This window comes from Virgibacillus natechei, from assembly GCF_026013645.1.
Classification (GTDB): domain Bacteria; phylum Bacillota; class Bacilli; order Bacillales; family Amphibacillaceae; genus Virgibacillus_L; species Virgibacillus_L natechei.
Genome location: NZ_CP110224.1, coordinates 1,220,907 through 1,244,633, shown reverse-complemented (window position 1 = coordinate 1,244,633; position 23,727 = coordinate 1,220,907). Strand labels below are relative to the sequence as shown.

Sequence of the window (23,727 nt, the reverse complement as noted above, 5' to 3'; positions counted from 1 at the left end):
CTTTCTATATGAAGCTCATTACTCCTTATTTAATAAAGAGACAATCTTTCCACCTTACAATCTCCTGTTCTTGCCGTCATCATCTTCTATAATAATATTCATACTTTGCGCACTTCCACCTTGAATAGGATTTTCCATTTCTGAAACATCTATATACGTCTCAACTGTTACGCTTTTATGCTCACGTGCATTCAATTCAATATCATAAGGAGAATCGTTATTCATAAATGTTATGAAGGAATACATCTTCAAACTGATATTTATCATAAAATTCCAACGAAAACTGTACACCTTCATTGCTATGATTTTCAAAGGACAGCTCACAGATTCCATGCAATGTTTCGGAATCAGCCCTATCAAACGCACAATTACTAGAATCTCCCTCATACGTCACAGCATAGACACCCGTAGCAAAAGTACTTTGATAAGCATCAATCATAATCGAAGGAAGGAAACCTGACAGTATAAATGCCAGTATTAGAATACGAATATGATATTTTTTTAATGACTTGGCAAGGAAAAATAGACTTGCTATGAATAGGATAAGTGTAATGATTCCTAGATAATGTAGACCATTTGTTGTCTGAAGCGGTATGTTTAACACAGAAAAAACTGTTCCGCCAAAAGGTTCCTCATGCGGAAATGGGAAATTCAATATCATTGTTACAAGATAAAGGGCTAATGCACTATAGAAAAAACATTTATTTGCTATTATTCCAGAACCTTGTATTCTGGATTTTTTCCATAATCGCATATATATCAATCTCCTCTTTAATCAATAAAACCCACCACACGACAAAATAAACAAGAAACAGCGTTATTAAAACAGCCCATATATCCCCCGCCCCTAGTTGAACAAAAAGATATCCTAGTTCAGTCTGGCTTTCAGCTCTTCCCAAACTAAATAAAAATCCCATGACTGGAACCAGGAGTGATAATATGATACTAATATACGACAAGTAGATTCGTCTATTTTTGAAGTTACTGTATATGGCGCTGGTTAGCGTTAGCAGCAAGAACAAATAAAACATAATCCAGAACCAAATTGGCAATGTCTCCATTTTTTCACCTCTTACATTTCACGTATCATGTCTGTCTTGATCTGTAGTATAAATAATTCCAATGATTGCTTATTTATCCAGTTCGTCCCCCATACGTCTTCATTTTGCAACATGGTACCGAGGAGCCAAAACCTTCGTGCTGTAATAAGTAACGGTAAGCTAGCGAAATCATCTTTTGCTAATGTTCGTTGGGACGAATAACCCTTTAAAAACGCCTCCCAGCATTCTTCTTCCTTCTCGCCATAATTCGTGAGCAAATTCCACCAGGACACTGCAACATCATAGGCTCTAAATCCCATTGCAGCACCATCAAAATCAAATACTTCAATTTTTCCATTTTCAACATGCATATTATGGTTATGAAAATCTCCATGGCAAAAGCCGATTTCAAGCTCTTTATTACGGAGTCCTGTCTTAAGATTTTCTACAATTTCCTGCACGTCTCCCTCTACCTTTTTCCCGAAAAATTTATTAATAACAGGTAAAATCATTGCTGTAGGTTCATCCAATAAATGGTTTAAATCTATCTTAAAACCGCGATTATATTCAGAATGAAAATCATCGGTTTTATGATGCAATTTACCAAGCGATTCCCCTATCAGTTGAGCATTACGTGCGTTAATTGCAGGTCTCTCTCCTTGAGAATACGAGAAAAGCATCCCATAACGTAACCCTTCAGGTGCATCTATTTCATTTAAATAAGTACCATCACGTTTTGCAATGGGGTGTGAAATAGTAAATGTTTTATTTTTCAAATGCTGAAGGGCATCTATTTCAAATTGAATTGCCTCTTTATTTCGCCAACCATAACGATAAACTCTGAATATATATTGCTTTCTTGGGGTGATGATCAGGTAAGTATCATTTAGCCCTCTCGTCAAAAAGCTACACCTGCTAATAGGGCCAAGATTATAGCCTTGTAATAACTCTAAAATTGATCTTTCATCAATCAATGTGTGTTTTACTCGAATGTTTGTCATTTTGTCCTCCATGTTGTGATTGCTCCTATTTATAAAGATTCGCCATAACCGGCTATCTTCCTGCAACGATTTTCGCATTTTTTAATCTAAAAAACGCTCCATTCTATGATACCAAAAGGAAAGGAGCGATTTGGTATAAGTAGTTCAAAAATCTGAGGTAATTCAAGTACTACTATTTTATTGCTGTGTATACGTTTTAATGTCCAAATAACAAATTAACCTCATTTCATTAAAAAGTGGAAGACATATTGAAATTACAAAGGTATATATTAATAAGAGGAACCCCGATTGGAGGAAACAACCATGGGAGAAATGAATCAAGTAGCATTTGCAAATCGAAATACACCGAATAGAAGCTGGAAAGATTAAAGCGTTTTATTAATAAAGAGAATGGCAAATCATTCAAGTACATTAATGAGGCCTTTCGAAAAGAAATACCGAAGAATCATAAAGGACGCCTATTAAATATGGCGTCCTTGTTTTTTAGCGTTTTCAAAGAAAATTTGCGAGATTGTTCTTTCCTCATTATAACCAGATTTCTTTTTTTCAGCATTTACGAACTTCCTTAATTTGTCCAGATCTTCTTTGCTGCTAAACCTTTTCGTGGGTCTACGTTCGACTGTATTAGAAATCAATCGAATTACTCCCTTTTGTTTTATTATAACATTTTCTTTTTAATAATTAATCCCCTAACACACCATCAATAAAACGTTGCAATCGTTCCTGAAATTCTGCAGTAGTAACCGTATGAGCATCCGTATGGCCGGCATCAGGAACAATCCAAAGCTCCTTTTCGCCGCCAGCAGCATCATACAGTTCATAAGCCATTTCCGTTGGCACAAGATCATCCTCTTCACCGTGAATAATATATACTGGAAGTGTAGTGTTTTTTACTTGGTCAATGGCAGAAGCTTCTTCAAATGTATAGCCTGCCCTAATATTGGTCATCACACTTGTTATATCAAGCAATGGAAAAGCCGGTAGATTATATAAATGATTCAGCTGATGCGTTAATTCTTCTTTAACAGTGGTGTATCCACTATCCGCAACAATACCTTTAACTTCTTCCGGTAAATCTTCACCACTGGTCATCAACACTAAGGAAGCCCCCATCGAATTCCCGTGTAAAAATATATCTTCAGCTTCGTAGCTATCAACAAGCATCTCTATCCATTGCACGTAATCAAGGCGATCATGCCATCCATAGCCTACATAATCTCCTTCACTTTCACCATGTCCACGAGCATCTGGCATTAATATATCGAACCCTTGATCATAATAAAATTTTACTAATTCATTCATATCTTCTTTCATACCACGATACCCATGAGCCAAAACAACAGTTTTACCTGTTGAGACTTCATTTTCTATATAAATTGCTTTTAAGGATAAATCATCGTAAGAAATCTGTTCAAGCACTTCTGTATCCTGTTCATCAAACCATTGCTTCGCTTCCTCTACGATTGATTCATCTTGCTGACTTGCGACAGTTTCAACTTCTTCACTGTGTAACTCAACTTCACTTCCCCGCTTTACACTCTCCCCGTAAAAATAATTCGTGGCCAAGAACACTCCAACAACCAGTAAGCTTACGATAACACCAGAGATAATTAATAGTTTCTTTTTCAATCTACATCCCCCCTGTAATCCCTACTATTTAATTTCTCTTCCGCTTCCTGTGCTCTCCATGCAGCTCGTTCTTCTGCAGGTGTAATCCGTTTAATATAAAAGGCTAATACAAGAGCTACTAGCGATAAGCCTGTGGCAACATAGAAAGCCACATTAACACCGTGTACCATATCACTAGGCATTGCGTCCTCTCCTGTATTTAATGCGGAAGCTGTCATGACAGTTATTAAAACAGCAGTACCAATGGAAGCAGCTACTTGGCGCATCGTATTGTTCATCGCCGTTCCATGTGGAATTAATTTGGTGGACAACTGGTTAAGCCCAGCGGTTGTTACTGGCATCATTACCATCGATATTCCAAACATCCGTATAGCAAAAACGATGGTCAAATACTCTAATGACGTATCTGGCGTTAAATTTGTATATAAAAAGCTTGTGATGGTTAAAATTGTCAAACCGGTTATTACAAGGTAACGCGCACCAAAACGATCAAATATCCGACCCGTTATTGGTGACATGAATCCCATTATTAACGCACCCGGTAGAATTACCAGTCCAGATTCATATGCACTAAATCCGGCCATGTTTTGCATGTAAATTGGTAAAATGGTTTCAGAAGCAATTAAGCCTATAAACGTAATCATGCCTATTATTGTTGCAATTGTAAATGTTCGATTTTTTAAAACCCGAAATTCCAACATAGGTTGTTTAAGCTTAAATTGACGGAAAATAAATATCGTGAGCGATATAGAGCCAAGCAATAAGGATAGAATAACAACCGTACTGGACCAACCAAAATTACCAGCACTACTAAATCCGTACAATAACCCACCAAAACCTATTGTTGATAAGAATATGGATAATATATCCACCTTTGGAAATGTTCGATTTGTTACATTCTTCAATACAAAATAAGCGATAATAATATCAATGATAACTAATGGAAACACAACATAAAACAGCGAACGCCAATGAAAATACTCTACAAGAAATCCGGAAAGAGTTGGGCCAATTGCTGGTGCAAAACTAATTACCAAGCCAACCATCCCCATTGCCGTTCCACGCTTTTCAATCGGGAATATCAATAAAAATATCGTCATCATTAACGGCATCATAATACCAGCACCTGCTGCCTGAATTACGCGCCCCGTTATTAATATGGCAAAATTTGGTGCCACAGCACAAACCAATGTACCGAATGCGAAGGTTAGCATTGCGGTCAGAAAGAGCCTTCGGGTTGTATATGTTTCAATTAAAAATGCTGTAACAGGAATCATAATTCCGTTGACCAGCATAAATATTGTCGTTAGCCATTGAGCAGTGTTTTCTGTTAGATTCATATCTTCCATTATATGTGGTGTTGCAGTTGCCATTAACGTTTGATTCAATATTGCTAAAAATGCGCCAGTTAAAAATACCGCAACGATTGGAGCTTTATTTATCTTTTGTATATCTTCTATTCGATCTTTCGTCATTTATTCTTTCCCCTTGCTGTCTGCTATTAACTTAGCCTCACATTACATTTTACCATATATTATGTAGGGAAAATGTTTATTTTATAAAAAAGAAAAAGACCAGCCTCCATTAGGAAGCTAGTCTCGCTTAATTGTGTAGTTATAGCCACAATTGCCGTATTTAGTAAAAAAGTTTTAAACCACCACTTCACTAAGTGGGTGCTTGCAGAAAAATTCCTGTCTTCCGCTACATAATGACGGCTCGACATTTCAATTTCTATATAAAACTCCCTATTCATCTGTTAGAGGTTAAAACTTATTTGAATACGTACAATGTAGCTTGTGAATATATTATATAACGGGAGTTGAAAAATTTCAATAGGAAAATCTCTTTTATTAAAATAATAATTCGTGCACTTCATTTAGTCCCTTTACCCTGCTATCATCCTGCACATTTTTGGCATAGTCTAACTCATTTTCTAATACCTGATTTAAATAGCTCGTTTCTTCTTCATCTAAATCTCTGGCAAGCTCTTCTTCGTTCGCGTACTTATTAGCTTGCATTTTTTTAACAATTTGTTGGCACATATCGTTCTCCATATAATTGGACAAAGATTCGCGTAAATAACTCAATGTATGATCCATTCGATTCACCTTCTAAATCTTCGTATTCTTCTTTTTAGCACGTTGTTCAAGTTGGGATTTAGGCTCCTGATTGGCTACATCCTCAGACAAGCCTTGAGGATTTAGACTTGAATCGTTGACTCTTCTTTTACTTCGGTTGGTATTATTATTTTTTTTACTCACTAAGAACACCTCCACTCTTAGTATGACAAATAAGTTTCAATCTATGCTTTTTAAAAAACGGATTATTATTTTTCGCCAAGGTCTTCATAACGGTCCCTTAACGATCGCTTCATTACTTTTCCACTTGGATTTTTCGGCAACTCATCTGAAAAGTCCACATATTTTGGAACCTTGAATGTCGATAGCTTGCCTTTACAAAAGTCAACTACGTCCTTTTTCGTCAATGTGACGCCTTCTTTTAGAACGATAATCGCTGTAACTGCTTCCACCCAATATGGATCCGGAATACTAACAACCGCGACTTCAGACACGCCATCCAGTTGGTAAATGGCCTCTTCAACTTCTCTGCTTGAAACGTTTACACCACCAGTATTTATCATATCCTTTTTTCGATCAATAATCGTGAGATAGCCTTCTTCATCCATAACGCCTAAATCCCCACTATGAAACCAACCATTTTTAAAGGCTTCTGCTGTTTTTTCTGGATCGTGTAAATAACCTTTCATTGCATGTGGAGTTCGATGAACAATTTCGCCCACTTCCCCAACCGGCAATGAATCATCATCATCATCCACGATTTTTGTTTGCACATTTAACGTTGCAACCCCTGCCGATCCCAGTTTACGTAGCTGATCCTCTGGTTGAAGTGCCGTTGCAAGTGGAGCGACTTCTGTTTGTCCGTAAAAATTCCAGAATCCCGCATTTGGCAATCGCGCGTCAAGCTCTTTTAAAATTTCTTTAGGCATGATTGCAGCTCCATAATAACACTTTTTTAATGTTGATAAATCTCGCTTATCGAAATCCGGATGACGAAGCAAGGCTATCCACACGGTTGGTGGACAAAACAATTGTGTTGCACCCTCTTCTTCAATTGTTTTTAAAATTAACTCAGGACTTGCTGCACCTAAGATAATTCCACTTGCTCCAACGTATATACTTGGACCGAGAAATACATGGAGCTGTGCACTATGATAAAGAGGCAATGCATGAATTGCTATATCTCCGGCATCCATTTTCCCATCAACAATGGAGCTAACATATTCACTGATAATACTTTTATGGGATAGCATAACGCCCTTTGGCCGCGATTCCGTTCCACTCGTATAAAGTACATGTGCAAGGTCATCGTCAGCAATTTCTGCTTCAACAATATCTGTTGGTCTCTCCGCGCGTGCGATCGATAATGGTGTCCATTCAGGTAGTTCATTTACGGATGTAGAAACATCCATCACATAACGTTGTTTAATGTTCAGGCTACCAGCCGACTGATCGAGCACAGCTGCATATTCTTCTGAGGCAATGAGTCCGCTAACTTCTGCATGCTCTAAAATATACGCTACATCTTCAATGCTAAGCATATAATTAATTGGTATCATGACAGCTCCTATTCTCGCCAGGGCAAAATTAACTACCACGAAGTCTAAGCTGTTCTTAGACATAACCGTCACCATATCACCTTTTTGCATCCCATCCGCTAAAAATGCATGTGCCGTTTGATTCACCACATCATCTAGTTCCGCATAATTCAAACGCTGCTCATTGTAAGCCAACGCAAATTTATCTGGATTTCGATCTCGTGTTCTTGCCAATAAATCTGCTAATGTATTGCGTCTTGCCCGATCTAAAACCTTTCCAAGTTCACTGTGGACATTTATCTCCATGCTCATCCTTTCACTCCTCCAATAATTTTTCTGATGGGATGTTTCAAATATTCTTTCTTTTATTTTAATTCAGTTAATTATTTGTAGCAAGTAATTCTATCTTTTTTATTCTTTTTTAAAAAAATGCGTAAAATCATACATAATTAATTAATTTGTGAGGCATTCTAGTTAGAGAGCATTGAGCTCAAAAAAATTTTGGAGGGTTATTTCTTATGGCACAACAAAATCCACAACAGCAGCAATTACAACAAGCTGCTCAGCAAGCTCAACAAGCACAACAAGCGGTACAACAAGCAGAGGCTAGTGCAGATCCACAGCAAATGCAGCAAGCTCAACAACAACTGCAACAAGCTGAACAAGGCCTACAAAATGCTGAATCTCAAGCTGGTCCACAAGCACAACAGGATCCTCAGGTACAGCAAGCACATCAACAGTTGCAACAAGCAAAACAGCAAGCACAACAAGCTCAGCAAAATCAACAAGGTCAATAATTAATAATCTACAGTAATGCAATAACCAGGTGATCTATTCAGACCACCTGGTTATTGTATATATAAAAACAAGATTTCCTGATTTCTACAGAAAACCTTGCTTTTTACCTCTATTCGAACACAACTCTCGTATTTCCTATCATGTCATGAACGCCCTGCTTCTCTGGAGTAAAGGCGACAACAACGTAAATAATTGCCGCAAAGAAAAACACACGATGTAAGAACCTTCCAACTAACTCCCTGAAAAGAAGATCACTCCATTTTAATGGCTCTGCATCTTCCCTAACGACTCTTAAACCAAATAACATCTTACCTATTGTCTGTCCCAGAAACCTTGTCATTAACAAAAAGTATAGATAAAAAACGGCCGATCCAATTACTCCTGTCAATGTCCAGAATCCTATATCAACAGGCGCACCATTGTTTATAAATTTAAACGGGCTAAGTAAGATGCCGTTAATGCTGAATACAATAATTAAATCAACCAGGTATGCCCAAAATCGCATCCAGAATCCTGCATACCTTCGTTGTAGGGATGCTTCATCTGCTATCTTATATTCATGTTCCTCATTCATTCCGGCACCCCCTTATTCCGTATATAAATACATCGCACGCGGCGCATTCGATTGTCTTAATAGATCTTTAATTCCCATTATGTCAGTTTCTGTATCGAACATGTTTTGGACAGTTCCACCTAAGAATTGATTAAGTCCAAAACCACTTTGATACTCGATTACGCTTGCATCATTTAGGTCGTAATCCTCTTTCATCATTGCAATCGTGTCATCCATGGACCCCAATTCGTCGACCAGATCGACCTCTTGTGCCTGTGATCCTGTGTAAATTCGGCCATCACTTACATCTCTAACTTCTGATTCAGACATCTCACGTCCATCAACGATTACTTGCACGAAATCTCCATGTAAGTCGTCAATCATTTCTTGCAAAATTTCACGTTCATCATCCGTCATTTCACGTGAAGCGGACATAATATCTTTGTATTCACCGCTTGTAATCGTGTTAAAATCAATACCATGTTCATCAGCAAATTCTGCGAAGTTGAAGCTCTCCATAATAACACCAATTGAGCCAGTCATTGTAGCTTCATGTGCGACAATTTTATCAGCAGGAGCTGCTATATAGTACCCACCTGATGCTGCCGTATTACCCATCGACACATATACAGGTTTCTCTTGCTCTTCTTGAATTGAAACAATTTTATCATGAATTTCCGCACTTTCAACAACACCTCCACCAGGTGTATTCACACGTACAATAATTCCGTTCACTGTATTATCTTCAGCGGCTTCATCAAGCATTTTCAAAAATCGGTCATGATTATAAGCACCTGTATTCATTAACGGACTTACATCATCTTGTTGAATAATTCCATTTAAATTTACGACGGCAATTTTATTATTTGGCGCCCCCTCTTCGATAACATCCTGTCCGAACTCACTATCTGGCACGTTGAATAACTCATCGAAATCAGCTGTAACAGCGCTTGTTACCATGCGAAACCCTAAAGAAAAGATAATCAAAACTGCTACAGCGAGCAGTGCGAACCAACGCTTTTTGTTCATATGTATACGCTCTCCTTCTCTAAATAACCTATTTTCACAACTAATTAAACCTGTCTCTTTTCGTAAGTATAGCAGCCTTAAAAACCTATAACATTATTCAATCTCTTGCAAAAGAACTCGCAACTGCATCAGTTCTTCTTCCGTCATCGTAACACCTTTTCCCATTTTCTCTTTTTCAGGAGCCCAATCTCTTAAATCATATTTTGGCGTGCGACCATTCCAACTGATAACGTTTAACTCTTTTGTCCAACCTTTTGGTGACTCTGAAAGCACACCGATGGTTTTCTTGATTTCATAATTTAATTCAGCCATTTTTATTCCTCCATAAATTAACGTTTATTAAACACCTTTACAAACGGTATTATCATAAGAATGGTAGGGATGAGATAAAGGAATGACAAGGCTATCGTACCTAAAATAATCGCGATACCAAGACCGACTAACGCAACATCATTCTTTTTATTAATTTGATAACCTGCAATGACACCAATCACACCACTCAACATACCCAAAAAACCGATATTCCCAATTGTATACGAATCATCTACAACTGCAAATAATTGAGCAATCACGGAAATCAAAATTCCTAACGCTCCGCCAAGCATAGCACTTTTTTTCATTGTAAAAGCCTCTTCCTAAAATTGTAACTTCCGCGTGCGCTTGACTGGTTTTACACGAGGCGGAACATATCCGTGTTCGTAAATTCTACCTTTGGTCATCCTACATTTTTCTTAGAAAACTTGGTTGTCACCAAGCCTTTAGGTAACAACCTTAGTTGCACTTATGCAGTAAGAAAGTTTTTATACTTTCTTAACTGCTAAAAATAAATCCATCGAACCGGCCTGATACGCTGAAATAGCCTTCATCATAACCTTGGCAGCAACCCGCGCATCCTCAAGTGCATGATGATGTTCGAATTCAATACCATGATGATCAGCCAATGTATTTAGTTTATGATTCATTAAGTTTGGCCATACCTTTTTAGAAATATTCGCTGTACAAAGATAGTCCATCTCCGGATAAGGAAGATTAAAATAATCCAATGTATGCCTGATTACACTCATATCGAAACTAGCATTATGCGCGATAACAATGTTATTTGATACGTATTTATCAAGTATTGGCCACAGTTGTGGATACATCATTTTCCGTAATACCATGTATATATGTATGAAATGATTTAAACTCCATCAACGGATTAATCAAACTGTAAAATTCATCCACAATTTCATGCTCATTTGCAACAACAATACCAATTGCACAGGGGCTGAATCGTTTTTCATTAGCCGATTCGAAGTCGATGGAAACAAAGTTCATTAAAAAATCCCCTTTGACTTTTTTCATTATACATTATCATAACATTAATATACACATTGATGCATGAGATAGAAAAACTGCTGAATTAATGGCCATTAATTAAAGCCGTGAATCCAACAGTACGCATTCATTTACATATGTTGTTGTTTACATTTGGACATTCGGCGATCGTTTCCCAGATTCGAGGGTTGCTGTTAACACTGGCTGCAAGTTCTATCACCCGTCCGTACGTCCCCTCGCTTTATGTAATACGATTATCCTTAAGGAGCTCAACAAATCGATCCCCTACCGATTTTGTGGATCCCTGTCCTCCTAAGTCTGGAGTAAGTTGTTCCGTTTCTTTCAGTATTGTTTTAATCGTAGAAAGAATTGCTTCGCCCCACTTTTCTTCACCAAAAAAGTCCATCATTTGACTGACCGACCAAATCGCAGCAATTGGATTTGCAATTCCTTTTCCAGCTATATCCGGAGCAGATCCATGTACAGGCTCGAACATGGATGGATAGTTTCTTTCTGGATTAACATTTGCTCCTGTTGCAAGACCCAATCCACCAGTAATTGCAGCACCGATGTCTGTTAAAATGTCACCAAAAAGATTAGAGGTCACAACTACTTCGAACCGCTCAGGCTGTGCAACGAAGTACAGGCTTGCAGCATCAACAAGATAGGAATACGTCTCTACATCTGGATATTCTTTCCCGACCTCTTCAAATACTTCATCCCAAAAAACCATGGAATAATTCAAGGCATTGGCCTTACTAACACTCGTTAACGTCCGATTCGATTTACGTGCTTCCTCATAAGCATAACGAATAATTCGTTCCGTTCCTTTTCGGGAAAATACACCCGTTTGTAAGACTACTTCCTCTGGTTTTCCTTTGTATAACCAGTCCCCAGCCCCTGAATATTCCCCTTCACTGTTTTCACGGATGACAAGGAAGTCAACATCTTTCTCTGTTTTGGACTTCAATGGTGTCAAAGATGGATTCAAAAGTGTAATAGGACGTAAATTAACATATTGATCAAATCCTTTTCGAATCTGTAAAAGAAGTTCTCTTAAGGAAATGTGATCAGGCACTCCTGGATAACCAACAGCACCTAAATAAATAGCATCAAACGGCTGTAACTGCTCGATTCCGTCATCAGCCATCATTTTTCCATGTTCCAAATAATACTCACAACCCCACGGAAATTCAGCAAAAGAAAAGGAAATAGCTGCATCCATTTCTTCAATTTCCTTTAAAATTTTCACACCTTCTGAAACAACCTCCGAACCAATTCCGTCCCCAGGTATAAGCGCTATATTAAAATTTTTCACCGTTGACCTCTCCTTTTGCTTTTAGTGTGTGTTCAAAAAGGAGGATAAAAAGGATCGCGTCGACTAAGGTCGCAGGCGTCCTGGGACTGCGCGTAAATGCTCGCCCCACCGAAAACCATTGCCTGCAACACCGACACTAGCACGTCCTGTGCGTCGAAAGTTCGAGGCGGCGTAGCTTTGAGTAGCGGACTTCCACAGGATGTGGTGACTTCGACGTTGCCCACAAGACGTGGGCGGTTTTAGTAGAAGTTCCCCTAGCAATTAATACGTGAGCTAACGTTCTAGCACGCAGGAAAAGCAAGCCAACGAAGAAATTCGATGTGTCATTTTTACCAGACTTTTTGAACATCCTCTTTCAGGATGAACGAAATTTTATACGTACACCCTTCTTATTCGTTCCGTAAAGCCGGAAACTACTTCATCTACGATACTACCCATCCAATCCGCAACATCCTCTGCTGTTATTTCGTCTCCTCCTTGTTCACCAAGCAAGATCACTTCCTCCCCTTCCGTAACGTCAGGTACATCCGTCACATCAACCAATGTTTGATCCAATGATATTGTACCAATAATCTTGACTCTTTTTCCTCCAATAAGCATTTTCCCTTTATTTGATAATGCTCTACTATAGCCATCACCATGTCCAATCGGCACTACAGCTATTTTTTTCGTAGTTCGAGTAACATAACTGCCTCCATATCCGACTGGTGTATTCGGGGGTAGTTCCCGCACATAAATCAAGTTTGATTTCAAGGCCATGACAGGCTTTAAAGAAATGATATCCCGTTGACGTGCTGCTGGTTGATAGCCGAATAATGCAACACCAGGTCTCACCATATCTAGATGCATATCTGGTCTTTCGATGGCAATCGTTGATCCACCGACATGTCGAATTGCAAAATTAAAGCCTTGTTCATCCAGCATTGTTACCGTATCAATAAACAAGTTAAATTGCCGCTCAGTTGTTTCCCAGTCGCCTTCATCTACACTGGAAAAATGCGTATATACACCTTCCCACCAAAGTCCAGGTAGTTCATAACAAACTTCACAAAATGATAGCACTTCATGTGGTTCGAGGCCAAATCGATGTAAACCTGTATCCAACTTTAAATGGACTGGAATAGTTTTGCGCTGTTTCACTGCCACTTCACTGATCGCTTTTGCTAACCGAATGGAAAACACGGATGCAGTTAGTTCATATCGAACAACATCTGATGCTTGTTCGGGCGTAATCGAACTTAAAATATGAATAGGAACATCGATACCATTTTCACGGAGTAATGCGCCCTCCTCTACTGTTGTAACACCAAGGCTCTCCGCTCCGGCCTTGACTGCTTCTTCTCCGATTCGAACCGTACCATGTCCATAAGCATTTGTTTTAATTACGGCTAACAACATGCTTTTTTTTACGAGCTTTTTAAGCTTGGTGATATTTTCATTGAAAGCAGCAAGATCTATTTCTGCGGTGGTCGGGTGATAAGCTGATAATGTTGGTGTTTGAAGCAAAATAACATCCCTCCAATACGTCTGCCTAACCGTTTTTCGTTCATCAAATAGTAAGATCTATCACGCCTTTGTAAGTTCTCGTATAAGCGAGCGAAATTCTTCTAAAATACGTAAGGTGACTACGCCTGGAGAGCCATTACCAATCGTTTGATCACCTACTTTTAAAATGGGTATAATATCTGATTTTGTTGCCGAAACAAATACTTCATCTGCCGCGAGCAGTTCATCAACAGTGAATGCCGCTTCATGTACCTTTATATCCAACTCGTCGCATAATTCAATTATTTTTATTCGGGTAATACCGTTAAGAATATAATTATTTGCAGGATGCGTATATACTTCCCCGTCTTTTACCATAAACACATTGGATGCACATGCTTCAGTCACAATGTCTCCGCGGTGAAGAATAGCTTCTACAGCCCCATTTTCGACAGCTTTTTGTTTGGCCAATACATTCGGAAGTAAGTTAAGTGTTTTAATATCACAACGCAACCAACGGATATCCTCTGTGAGTACAGCGGTCCCACCTTCATCCTCTACCTTGGTCGGTCTTTCTTCCGCTCTTGTATAGGCAACAATAACGGGAGATACATCCGAGGCAGGAAATTCATGCCACCGGGAGCTAGCACCTCTGGAAACTTGCAGGTAAATAATTCCTTCCACCAACTCATTAGCAGCTCTTAATTCCTCTAAATTACTTTTAAAATCATCAATGGAAAATGGAAGTTCTAATTGGATTTCCCTCGCACTTCTTTGCAATCGCTCCATATGTTCATCCATCATAAAGGCTTTATTGTCGTATACACCAATTACTTCATAGACACCATCACCGAATTGATAGCCTCGATCCTCTATATCAACCACGTTATCTCTTTCGATGAGTTGATCTTGAAATAACATTTTACTCATATGAAGGCCTCCTCACCTTTTTAAGCATTTCTCCCTTTTTGCAACAACATTATCAACTTACTAGTTCGTATGATTCTGATTCATTATGTCCATTACGGTTGAATTATCTACACTGCAGCCACTTATAATAACGGCTACCTCTGATCCTAAGGGAACGTTTTTATTTAAGATAGCTCCAATTCCAGATGCTGCCGCCCCTTCAATTATCATGCGATGCTTTTCTAACATGAAAGCCATTCCTTCGGCTATTGCTATCTCTTCCAACAGCATAATTTTATCCACATATTGCTGAACCATATGAAACGTATATTGATTGTTTTCCCCAATTCCTCCTAACAAACTATCAGCCAAGGTATTCTGTTCTTCTACCGATATAGGGAATCCTCGCTTGATACTTTCATACATGGTTGCCCCATGAATGGGTGATACGCCGAGAAGTTGGAGCTTAGGAGCATTGGTCTTTAAAGCAACTCCCATTCCGGAATGCAATCCGCCACCGGAAAGGCCTCCAATAACCGTATCGAGCTTAGGCAAGTCATCAAGCAACTCCATGCCTATCGTTCCTTGACCAGCAATCACATAAGGATCATCGAACGGATGAACCACGGTCAATCCATGTTCTTTCTCCAACTGGTAACAACGTTCCTCGGCATCATCTTGCGACTGACCAACAATTTCTATCTGTGCGCCTAGATCCTGAATCAAATCCACTTTCGCTTTCGGCACACGATTGGAAATGCAAATAATTGCTTTGATTCCCAGCTGCTTGGCAAGATAGGCGACACTCATTCCAAAATTACCTGTCGAAAAAGTTGTAACGCCAAGTTTCTGTTCACCTAATGGTAAGCTCAACATTTTATTTGCTGCGCCCCTGATTTTAAACGACCCACTAACATTCAGATTCTCCAGTTTCAAATGAACGGATGCTCCTGTGTATTCACTCAATGCGGGTGAATAAATCAGGGGTGACTTTTTCACTACTGGAGAAATCCGCTTATGGGCTTCCTGAACGTCTGTTAAGGTAACCGTCTTGATTCCTTGGCCATCTGAGGTCACTGTACCCCTCCCTTACCTCATGCATATGATTGAGTTTCCTGTTATTCCATTTTCATAGTAGATGGTGGCTACAAAAGCGTGGCCAGGGTCGTTTCCTATCTGTTTAAAAAACGTCTCGCCGTTTCGGTTAGGATGGACAAACCAATTGGCAAGCTTTTCTCATCAATGTCAAAGTTTGGAGTGTGCAGGTTTCTGACCTCTCCATCATCCTTTGCGCAACCAAGAAAAAACATGGCACCTGGTACTTTTTCCGTCATATGGGCGAAATCCTCTCCTCCGAGCCCAAACGGAATATCCAATACATGAAAGCTCGGATAAAGATCCTGAATGGCTCCTTCAATCAATTGGTTGATTACGGGGTCATTTTTTAGCGCGGGATCTTCAGGCATTATTTCTAATTGATAATCGCCACCTAATAACGTGACCAGCGAAAAAGCTTTTTCCAGTTCAGTATGCATGACCTTACGAACATCGGGGTGATAGCTGCGAATCGTTCCTTGAATGTCAACTTCGGATGGAATCACATTACTAGCAACACCGGTATAAATAGATCCAATGCTGATTACACCAGATTCCAGTGGAGATAATCGTCTTGACGTAATCCCATATACTGCCTGCAACACGGAACCAAGCATCCAGATAGGGTCTGTCCCCTGATGCGGGTATGCACCATGTCCGCCGGTCCCGCTAATTTTTGCTTTAAATACATCCACATTCGCCATACTATAACCATCATGAACTCGAACTTCTCCCAATTGATCCTCTGGGCTCATATGAAGTGCAATGACTCCATCTACATCATCCAGCACCCCAGCTTGAATCATATACGGAGCCCCTGTTGAACCATACGCATCAGCACGTTCCTCAGCAGGTTGAAACAGAAATTTAACCGTCCCCTGAATTCCCCCATTTTCAAACGATTCACTCAATAAATGTGCTGCTCCCAAACCGATTGCCGTATGTGCATCATGCCCACAAGCATGCATGACACCTGCGTATCGTGACTGGTAATCATGAGAATTTTCTTCCTCAATCGGCAATGCATCGATATCCGCCCGTATCGCAAATGTAGGCCCTTCCCCGTATGAAAGGGTACCTACTACCGCAGTAGGATACCCTGCTTCCACCTGCACGTGCATACCTGGAATTTGCTCCAAAATCTGGGCGATCATTCGGGACGTTTCCACTTCTTGAAAACTTAATTCCGGATTCTTATGCAATGTTCGGCGCCACTGCACCAACTGTGAAGCCATTTTTTCTGCTCTTATCGTTATTTCTTTATGGTGACTTACCAAAAGAACACCACTCCCCTTAGATCATCCAGATTCTGAACTTATGACTACGAGATCGCATTCAATCCTATCAGGCACCCTTTCGATTACTCCATTCCTATGGACACGTACTGCGTCTCTAGAAATGCTTCAATTCCGTAACGTCCTCCTTCTCGACCAATACCACTTTCTTTCATGCCACCAAAAGGAACTTGAGCTGCTGAAGGTGCACCATCATTCCATCCGACAATTCCATAATCTAACTTCTCAATTACACGGGTACCCTTAGCAACGTTTTCTGTAAACACATAGGCTGCCAATCCGTATGGCGAGTTGTTTGCTAAAGTGATTGCTTCTTTCTCTGATTCTATCTTTTGTACAGGTGCTACAGGGCCAAAGGTTTCTTCTTGCATGATAACCATTGATGAATCGACATTTCCAATTACAGTTGGTGTGTAAAAGACACCACCATCATTTGTTTGTGCTTCTCCACCAGTAACAATCGTAGCTCCTTTATTTACAGCATCCTCGACATGATGATTTACTTTTTCTAATCCAGATTCATTGATTAAAGGCCCAACATCAACCGAGTCGTCCTCACCATTTCCAACTTTCAGTGCTTTTACTGCTTCGGCAAACTTGTTTACGAATTCATCATAGATACCCGATTGAACGTAAACTCGATTGGCACAAATACATGTCTGCCCAGCATTCCTGAATTTAGAAGCCATCACACCTTTCACAGCAACATCAACATTCGCATCATCCAATACAATCAGCGGTGCATGACCACCAAGTTCCAACGATAGATTCTTAACATTTTCAGCACTTTGCTTAATTAGAAGTTTCCCAACTTCAGTAGAACCAGTAAATGTTAACTTCCGAACCTTTTCGCTTTCCATAACAGCTTTTGCTATTTTTGAGGATGATCCTGTAACCAAATTAATAACACCTTTAGGGAATCCCGCTTCTTCACATAGTTGCATCATTTTAATGGCGGTTAACGGACTTTCGCTCGACGGTTTAATTACAATCGTGCAACCTGCAGCTAACGCAGGACCCATTTTACGTGTTAACATCGCTGCCGGAAAATTCCATGGCGTAATAGCTGCTACAACACCGATTGGCTTCTTCCATACTTGAAGCCGTTTGGCTGTCGCATGTGAAGGAATTGTTTCTCCGTATACACGCTTTCCCTCCTCCGCATACCATTCTATGAAGCTAGCAGCATACTTTACTTCACCTCTTGACTCATTAATAGGTTTCCCCATTTCAATCGTCATCGTACGCGCAAGGTCTTCCTGATTGTCTAACATGAGCTGATGGAACCTCTTTAAATAACTCGCCCGATCATATGCAGTCAACCCGGACCATTCTTCAAGAGATTCATCCGCTGCATCTATTGCTTGTATGGCTTCTGCTTCCCCGCCAACTGGCACCGTACCAACTATTTCATTATTTGCCGGATTCGTAATATCCAATGTTTCCAAATTTTCACCTACTGATAAACCATTTATATGCATCAAATAGTGCTTTGTCATTTGTTGACCCTCCATATCCTAACGTATTTTTCGCGACCTGCGCTTTTTGTTCATTATTTTGCACTTACTGCGAGCACTGCTTCAATTGATTCTTCTAGTATCTCTAACCCTTCTTTCAGTTGCTCATCTGTTATCACGAGTGGCATGAGCAAGCGTAGAACATTATCATGAACCCCTGCTTTGAGTGCAACGACACCACGTCTTTGTGCTTCTTTGAAAATTTGATCGGTTACTTGTTTATCCGGCGTTTTGCTTTTCCGATCTTTAACAAATTCCATTGCGCACATAGCACCGAGACCCCTAACTTCCCCGATCACATCAAAACGATCATACAAATGCTTAAACGTTGTCATAACTTGTTGACCTATCACGTCTGCACGTGCATTTAAGTTTTCCTTTTCCATTACTTCAAGTACAGCAAGACCAGCCCGACAGCCAAGCGGACTTCCTGCGTACGTTCCACCCAGTTCACCTGCATTTGCGTCGTTCATGACTTCTTTTCGGCCAATCACACCACTAATTGGTAACCCTGCTGCCATTGATTTGGAAACAGTAATTAAATCTGGTTCCACTCCAAAATGCTCCATAGCAAAATATTTTCCTGTCCGCCCAAAGCCTGTTTGTATCTCATCAGCTATAAGAAGTATTCCATGTTTCTTACATAATTCACTAATCCCCTGAACAAAAGCTTTATCCGGAATAATGAAGCCGCTTTCTCCTTGTACAGGTTCCATAATAACAGCAGCGACTTGTTCTGGAGCCACTTCTTTAATAAAAAAGTCTTCCATTTCATCTAATAAAAATTGCGAGTATTCCTCCTCACTCATTGTTTCCGGTCGACGATAGAAATAAGGATAGGCTGCCCGGTATACTTCTGGCGCAAATGGACCATATTCGTACTTGAATGGTTTTACCTTCCCAGTTAAGGACATCGTCATCAATGTTCTCCCATGGAAACCTCCAGCAAACGAAACAACTGCCTGACGCTTCGTATACTTGCGGGCGATTTTCACCGCATTTTCCACTGCTTCCGCTCCACTGTTTAGGAACATCACTTTCTTATCAAAACTCCCTGGAGCCAGTTTCGCTATCTTTTCTGCCAATTCAATATAAGGATCATACATCATGACATTAAATCCCGTATGAATATAACGATCAATCTGATCATGTAAGGCATCCGTAACCGTTTCATGACTATGACCAGCATTTATCGTTCCAATCGCACCTGCAAAGTCAATAAACTCATTTCCGTCCACATCTTTTAGTAAAGCCCCTTTTGCCGAATCTACAAATGTTGGAATCCCATAACCAACCGCATCTGGTACGATCGCATGCCTTCTATCCAGTAATTCCTTTGCCTTTGGTCCTGGTAATTCCGTTTGAACGTTAGCAAATTTTTTATTCATTTGAGTTGGCCTCCCATTTTAAAGTTATTTATTGTTTTACACCGAGTAAATTCTCCCCGACGTATGCAATATGATCCCTGACTCGTTCCTTAACGATTTGAACATCTTTAGTCAATAAGGCGTCGAGTAATTCCTTATGTTCATCATAGAACGCTTGAGGGCTAGAGTAATATTGATCCAGATGCACGAGATAAGCTCTGATTTGTACTTGAATGGAGTCGTAGATCTTAATAATTCTCGAATTTCCGCTAAGGTTAACGATATAACTATGAAATTGCATATCAAGATCAAACAGCTGATTCCAGTTTTTGTTTGTTACTTCTGATTTCATTTGGGTTATAATACCTTTCAGATCTTCAAATTGATCCGCTTTCAGATAAGGGAGTGCATCTGTAAAGGCATGTGCCTCTATTAATTTTCGAAATTCAATGATCTCCTCAAGATCCTTATTGGAAAATTGTGCTACATACGTTCCTTTTCGGGCTTTGCTTATCACCAATCCCTCCTGTTCAAGAATCTTCAATGCTTCTCGAAGTGTACTGCGACTAACTTCAAATGTTTCTGCCAGCTCAACTTCAAGTAATCGCTCTCCAAATTCAACCTCCCTATCCCAAATACGCTGTCTAAGCTGCTCGGCAATCAGTTCACTTAACGGCTTCTGTAATATAAATGTATCCTCATCCACCATATGTTAAACACCCCTTTTATATAATTAAATTTTATGTTTTTATCTTTTTAAGTTTATTGCCGATTGTCGACAATCATTGTATCTACATCATAATTAATTAATTTCAAATTGTCAATTAATTAATTATCTTTTTAAGTTGACTTCTCAAACATTTATAGCTATTTTGATAGTAATCAAGATTTAGAAATGGGGGCTACAATTGAAGAAAAAAATTATCGCTTATGAACGTGTAGAGAAGCCTGTACTAAAAGATTTACAAAAAAAATATGATGTTCAATTCTTTAAAAATATTGATCCTACTACAGATCCTGAATTCTTGAAACAATTAGATCAGGCAGAAGGAATTATCGGTTTAGACTTAAATGTAAACAAAGATTTACTGGAAAAAGCACCCAACCTTAAAATTGTCAGCAACGTCTCTGTTGGGCACAATAACTTGGATATTGAGCAATTAAGCAAACGAAATATTATGGCAACCAACACACCAGGCATCCTAACAGATACAGTAGCTGATACCATCTTCGGACTTCTTATCGCTACAGCCAGACGAATCCCGGAGTTAGATCACTTTGTTAAAAATGGAGAATGGGTCCAATCAATCGAACCAGAGCACTTTGGTATAAACGTTCACCATAAAGTGTTGGGGATTATCGGAATGGGACGAATTGGTCAAGCAATCGCACAACGGGCTCATTTTGGTTTCGATATGGATATTGTTTACCATAGCCGTAGCAGAAAACCAGAGGTAGAAGAAACATATAACGCAACGTATTCTGACCTTGATGAGCTACTTAGTCAATCTGATTTTGTTTGCCTTATGACCCCATTAACTCCAGAAACAGAGAGACTTATTGGTAAAAGGGAATTCCAGTTAATGAAGGAATCCGCAATATTCATTAATGGATCCAGAGGAAAAACAATTGTCGAGCAGGACTTAATTGACGCTCTTACAAATGGCGAAATTACTGCAGCAGGATTAGACGTATTTGAGAATGAACCAACGGAAACGGACAATCCACTACTCAAAATGAAAAATACGGTCACCTTGCCACATATCGGATCTTCCACTCATGAGACAGAATTGAAGATGTCGGAACTTGCGGCAACTAATTTGGAAAAAGGAATACATGGAGAAAAACCACCAAATCTCATCAATCCAGATGTTTGGCCGGATAAGCATAAAGGCAGTTAATACTGTCTTTACGCTTACCTCTCAATCTTTTTCACTTTCCATCCTATGCCAAGCGAATATTTGGTTTAACGTAAAGTTCCTGTGGAAAGTTATTAAGTTTTTCAAATCCTGTTTCTGTCACCCTGAACGACTCACTAATTTCCATACCCGCATGCCCTATATCAATTGTTGGTATCATATGAAACGTCATATTAGGTTCCAATACGGTACGATCTCCCGGACGTAAACTTGCGGTGTGCTCTCCCCAGTCAGGCGGATAATTAAGCCCTACAGAATATCCAATTCGAGACTCTTTTTTAATACCATTTCTTTCAATTGAATTTCGCCATGCCAATTCTACCTCTTCACATGTTATACCTGGTTTAACGACATCCAAAGCACTATTAACCCCTTCCACAACAACATCACCCAAATGCCTCATTTCTTCACTCGGGGAACCAACTACTGCTGTTCGAGCCAGTGGAGAATGGTAACGCTGATAGCATCCAGACAACTCAATAATCACAGGGTCCCCTGCCTTAAATACGTCGTCTGTCCACGTTAAATGGCAGGCAGATGTCTTTTCCCCGGTTGGTATTAATGGAACAATAGATGGATAATCCCCACCGAATTCCTCCGTTCCACTGATTTGCGCATGGGAAATTTCGGCAACGACATCACTTTCCCTAACACCTTCATTAAGCGCTTCATACGCAACTCCCATCGCCTTTTCAGAAATTTGAGCAGCTTTTTTTATATAGGCTATTTCCTGATCTGATTTTATAATTCGAATCCAATTAACCAGATTGGTTCCATCCTTAAATTTGGAATCGAGCAAATTATTAGCTAATTTAAGATAAGATTTGGCTGTAAAATAATAGGCGTCAAGCTCCATTGCAATAACCTGTTTATCCCGCTTTCTTTCTTTTAAAAAGTCAGAAACAAAGTCCATTGGATGTCTAATCGTTGATTGTACATAATGATCTGCATATGGAAGAATATGATCTTCATCCAACCAACTGGTATGCCTCGCTGCATTCGCATCTAAGCCTCGACCAATCCAGTACGGCTGTTCCTCATCTATCATAACGATTAGCAGCTGATGTACATAAAAGGACCAAGCATCATAACCACTTAAATAATTCATGTTTGCTGGATCTGTCACTAGCAAAACATCAATTCCATCAGCTGCCATCCGTTGTTTTGTTTTCATTAACCTCTTTTGATATTCCAAAACCGAAAATTGTAACACACCCATCCCTTCCCTTCATACATAATTGATTCCTTCAAACAGAGTGTCGCGGTATTCACTCATTGAACGATTTTGCAATGTTCCTTTTTGTGCTATTTTTCCATTTCTTATAGTTTGTTTTCACTATATAAACGGAATATAAACCAAATCCTTACTTATTATGGCAGTTTAATTCATTATATGAACAAACTGCCTTGGGGGTGGCTTGTTTCTCATGGGAATTTGCACCCATTTATGGAGGAACTGCATAAAATTGTCTTCATTTATTTTAGGTCTATTGCATAGTCTGGAAAGAATACGTTTTAGGTCTGCCGATTGTCGACATTTTGTATATGTATATCATAATTCACCTTTTTACAATTTGTCAATATACTTATCTAATAATTTAAAATAATTTAATAAAACGGCATATGGCAATCTACTGTTGCATTGTAAATTTTCCGATTTTTATCTTGACATTTTTTCAAGTTACCTGTAATCTAGTAAATAATAACTTAATTAAATATGTGATTTTCTTATCCAGAGAGGTGGAGGGACTGGCCCTTTGATACCTCGGCAACAGACTCATTTGAGTACTGTGCCAATTCCAGAAGCGTAATGCTTGAAGATAAGAAGAGTGACCAATT

General features: G+C 39.4%; 26 protein-coding genes, 1 other RNA gene and 1 riboswitch. Of the genes, 2 read left to right on the top strand and 25 right to left on the bottom strand.

Going from position 1 to position 23,727, the window contains the following annotated elements; all coding sequences use genetic code 11:
• Window positions 1-54: 54 nt before the first annotated feature.
• The 10 genes from OLD84_RS06670 to OLD84_RS06625 form a co-directional block, all read right to left on the bottom strand.
• Window positions 55-225, bottom strand: a complete 171-nt coding sequence (locus tag OLD84_RS06670) for a hypothetical protein (RefSeq protein WP_209463269.1) — start codon at window positions 223-225, stop codon at window positions 55-57.
• Window positions 218-754 carry a hypothetical protein gene (locus tag OLD84_RS06665; protein WP_209463268.1) on the bottom strand — a complete coding sequence of 179 codons (537 nt, stop codon included), beginning with the start codon at window positions 752-754 and terminating at the stop codon, window positions 218-220. The genes OLD84_RS06670 and OLD84_RS06665 overlap by 8 nt, the downstream gene beginning before the upstream one ends.
• Window positions 702-1,061 (bottom strand): hypothetical protein, encoded by a 360-nt coding sequence (locus tag OLD84_RS06660; RefSeq protein WP_209463267.1) that lies wholly within the window; start codon window positions 1,059-1,061, stop codon window positions 702-704. The genes OLD84_RS06665 and OLD84_RS06660 overlap by 53 nt, the downstream gene beginning before the upstream one ends.
• An 11-nt stretch (window positions 1,062-1,072) precedes the next feature.
• A complete protein-coding gene (locus OLD84_RS06655) occupies window positions 1,073-2,041 on the bottom strand; it encodes a phosphotransferase enzyme family protein (protein WP_209463266.1) in 969 nt (322 codons plus the stop codon).
• 681 nt (window positions 2,042-2,722) lie between these two features.
• Complete coding sequence (locus OLD84_RS06650) at window positions 2,723-3,670, bottom strand: alpha/beta hydrolase (protein ID WP_209463265.1); 948 nt, start codon at window positions 3,668-3,670, stop codon at window positions 2,723-2,725.
• A complete protein-coding gene (locus OLD84_RS06645; protein WP_209463264.1) occupies window positions 3,667-5,145 on the bottom strand; it encodes an MDR family MFS transporter in 1,479 nt (492 codons plus the stop codon). The genes OLD84_RS06650 and OLD84_RS06645 overlap by 4 nt, the downstream gene beginning before the upstream one ends.
• A gap of 138 nt (window positions 5,146-5,283) precedes the next feature.
• Window positions 5,284-5,469: non-coding RNA, 6S RNA (ssrS, locus tag OLD84_RS06640), on the bottom strand.
• Between the two features lie 51 nt (window positions 5,470-5,520).
• Window positions 5,521-5,769: a sporulation protein gene (locus tag OLD84_RS06635; protein ID WP_209463263.1), complete on the bottom strand. Its 249-nt coding sequence runs from the start codon at window positions 5,767-5,769 to the stop codon at window positions 5,521-5,523.
• A 12-nt stretch (window positions 5,770-5,781) separates the two neighbouring features.
• Window positions 5,782-5,931 (bottom strand): small, acid-soluble spore protein L, encoded by a 150-nt coding sequence (gene sspL / locus OLD84_RS06630; protein WP_209463262.1) that lies wholly within the window; start codon window positions 5,929-5,931, stop codon window positions 5,782-5,784.
• A 65-nt stretch (window positions 5,932-5,996) separates the two neighbouring features.
• Complete coding sequence (locus OLD84_RS06625; protein WP_209463303.1) at window positions 5,997-7,592, bottom strand: acyl-CoA synthetase; 1,596 nt, start codon at window positions 7,590-7,592, stop codon at window positions 5,997-5,999.
• A 212-nt stretch (window positions 7,593-7,804) separates the two neighbouring features.
• Between OLD84_RS06625 and OLD84_RS06620 the strand changes: the two genes are divergently transcribed.
• Complete coding sequence (locus OLD84_RS06620) at window positions 7,805-8,083, top strand: hypothetical protein (RefSeq protein ID WP_209463261.1); 279 nt, start codon at window positions 7,805-7,807, stop codon at window positions 8,081-8,083.
• 110 nt (window positions 8,084-8,193) lie between these two features.
• Here the strand turns inward: OLD84_RS06620 and OLD84_RS06615 are convergent, their stop codons facing one another.
• The 14 genes from OLD84_RS06615 to OLD84_RS06550 all read right to left on the bottom strand — a co-directional run bounded on the left by OLD84_RS06615 (window position 8,194) and on the right by OLD84_RS06550 (window position 20,678).
• Window positions 8,194-8,658, bottom strand: coding sequence for an RDD family protein (locus tag OLD84_RS06615; protein WP_209463260.1), 465 nt, complete (start codon window positions 8,656-8,658; stop codon window positions 8,194-8,196).
• Between the two features lie 12 nt (window positions 8,659-8,670).
• Window positions 8,671-9,666 carry a signal peptide peptidase SppA gene (gene sppA, locus OLD84_RS06610; protein WP_209463259.1) on the bottom strand — a complete coding sequence of 332 codons (996 nt, stop codon included), beginning with the start codon at window positions 9,664-9,666 and terminating at the stop codon, window positions 8,671-8,673.
• A gap of 93 nt (window positions 9,667-9,759) precedes the next feature.
• On the bottom strand, window positions 9,760-9,978 hold the full coding sequence (locus OLD84_RS06605; RefSeq protein ID WP_209463258.1) for a YdbC family protein: 219 nt from the start codon (window positions 9,976-9,978) through the stop codon (window positions 9,760-9,762).
• Window positions 9,979-9,995: 17 nt separating this feature from the next.
• On the bottom strand, window positions 9,996-10,286 hold the full coding sequence (locus OLD84_RS06600) for a hypothetical protein (protein ID WP_209463257.1): 291 nt from the start codon (window positions 10,284-10,286) through the stop codon (window positions 9,996-9,998).
• A 180-nt stretch (window positions 10,287-10,466) separates the two neighbouring features.
• Window positions 10,467-10,811 (bottom strand): exonuclease domain-containing protein, encoded by a 345-nt coding sequence (locus OLD84_RS06595; protein WP_245301576.1) that lies wholly within the window; start codon window positions 10,809-10,811, stop codon window positions 10,467-10,469.
• A complete protein-coding gene (locus OLD84_RS06590) occupies window positions 10,780-10,983 on the bottom strand; it encodes a 3'-5' exonuclease family protein (protein ID WP_245301575.1) in 204 nt (67 codons plus the stop codon). Before OLD84_RS06590 ends, OLD84_RS06595 begins: the two co-directional genes overlap by 32 nt.
• Before the next feature lie 241 nt (window positions 10,984-11,224).
• A complete protein-coding gene (locus tag OLD84_RS06585; protein WP_209463256.1) occupies window positions 11,225-12,301 on the bottom strand; it encodes a tartrate dehydrogenase in 1,077 nt (358 codons plus the stop codon).
• A 372-nt stretch (window positions 12,302-12,673) separates the two neighbouring features.
• The gene (gene alr, locus OLD84_RS06580; RefSeq protein ID WP_209463255.1) at window positions 12,674-13,807 is read right to left on the bottom strand and encodes an alanine racemase; all 1,134 of its coding nucleotides are present in this window, start codon (window positions 13,805-13,807) and stop codon (window positions 12,674-12,676) included.
• Window positions 13,808-13,867: 60 nt separating this feature from the next.
• Window positions 13,868-14,716, bottom strand: coding sequence for a D-amino-acid transaminase (dat, locus tag OLD84_RS06575; RefSeq protein ID WP_209463254.1), 849 nt, complete (start codon window positions 14,714-14,716; stop codon window positions 13,868-13,870).
• Window positions 14,717-14,776: 60 nt separating this feature from the next.
• Window positions 14,777-15,772 carry a pyridoxal-phosphate dependent enzyme gene (locus tag OLD84_RS06570; protein WP_209463253.1) on the bottom strand — a complete coding sequence of 332 codons (996 nt, stop codon included), beginning with the start codon at window positions 15,770-15,772 and terminating at the stop codon, window positions 14,777-14,779.
• A 95-nt stretch (window positions 15,773-15,867) separates the two neighbouring features.
• Window positions 15,868-17,067, bottom strand: coding sequence for a M20 metallopeptidase family protein (locus OLD84_RS06565; RefSeq protein ID WP_245301574.1), 1,200 nt, complete (start codon window positions 17,065-17,067; stop codon window positions 15,868-15,870).
• Between the two features lie 83 nt (window positions 17,068-17,150).
• A complete protein-coding gene (locus tag OLD84_RS06560) occupies window positions 17,151-18,584 on the bottom strand; it encodes an NAD-dependent succinate-semialdehyde dehydrogenase (RefSeq protein ID WP_209463252.1) in 1,434 nt (477 codons plus the stop codon).
• A gap of 53 nt (window positions 18,585-18,637) precedes the next feature.
• Entirely contained in the window at window positions 18,638-19,990 is a 1,353-nt protein-coding gene (gabT, locus tag OLD84_RS06555; RefSeq protein ID WP_209463251.1) for a 4-aminobutyrate--2-oxoglutarate transaminase, read from the bottom strand.
• A 28-nt stretch (window positions 19,991-20,018) separates the two neighbouring features.
• A complete protein-coding gene (locus OLD84_RS06550) occupies window positions 20,019-20,678 on the bottom strand; it encodes a GntR family transcriptional regulator (RefSeq protein ID WP_209463250.1) in 660 nt (219 codons plus the stop codon).
• 199 nt (window positions 20,679-20,877) lie between these two features.
• Here OLD84_RS06550 and OLD84_RS06545 point away from each other — a divergent pair, with 199 nt between their 5' ends.
• On the top strand, window positions 20,878-21,870 hold the full coding sequence (locus tag OLD84_RS06545) for a 2-hydroxyacid dehydrogenase (RefSeq protein WP_209463248.1): 993 nt from the start codon (window positions 20,878-20,880) through the stop codon (window positions 21,868-21,870).
• 43 nt (window positions 21,871-21,913) lie between these two features.
• Here OLD84_RS06545 and OLD84_RS06540 read toward each other — a convergent pair whose 3' ends face one another.
• The gene (locus OLD84_RS06540) at window positions 21,914-23,062 is read right to left on the bottom strand and encodes a M24 family metallopeptidase (protein ID WP_245301573.1); all 1,149 of its coding nucleotides are present in this window, start codon (window positions 23,060-23,062) and stop codon (window positions 21,914-21,916) included.
• Between the two features lie 551 nt (window positions 23,063-23,613).
• Window positions 23,614-23,715, top strand: a riboswitch (SAM riboswitch).
• Window positions 23,716-23,727: the final 12 nt, after the last annotated feature.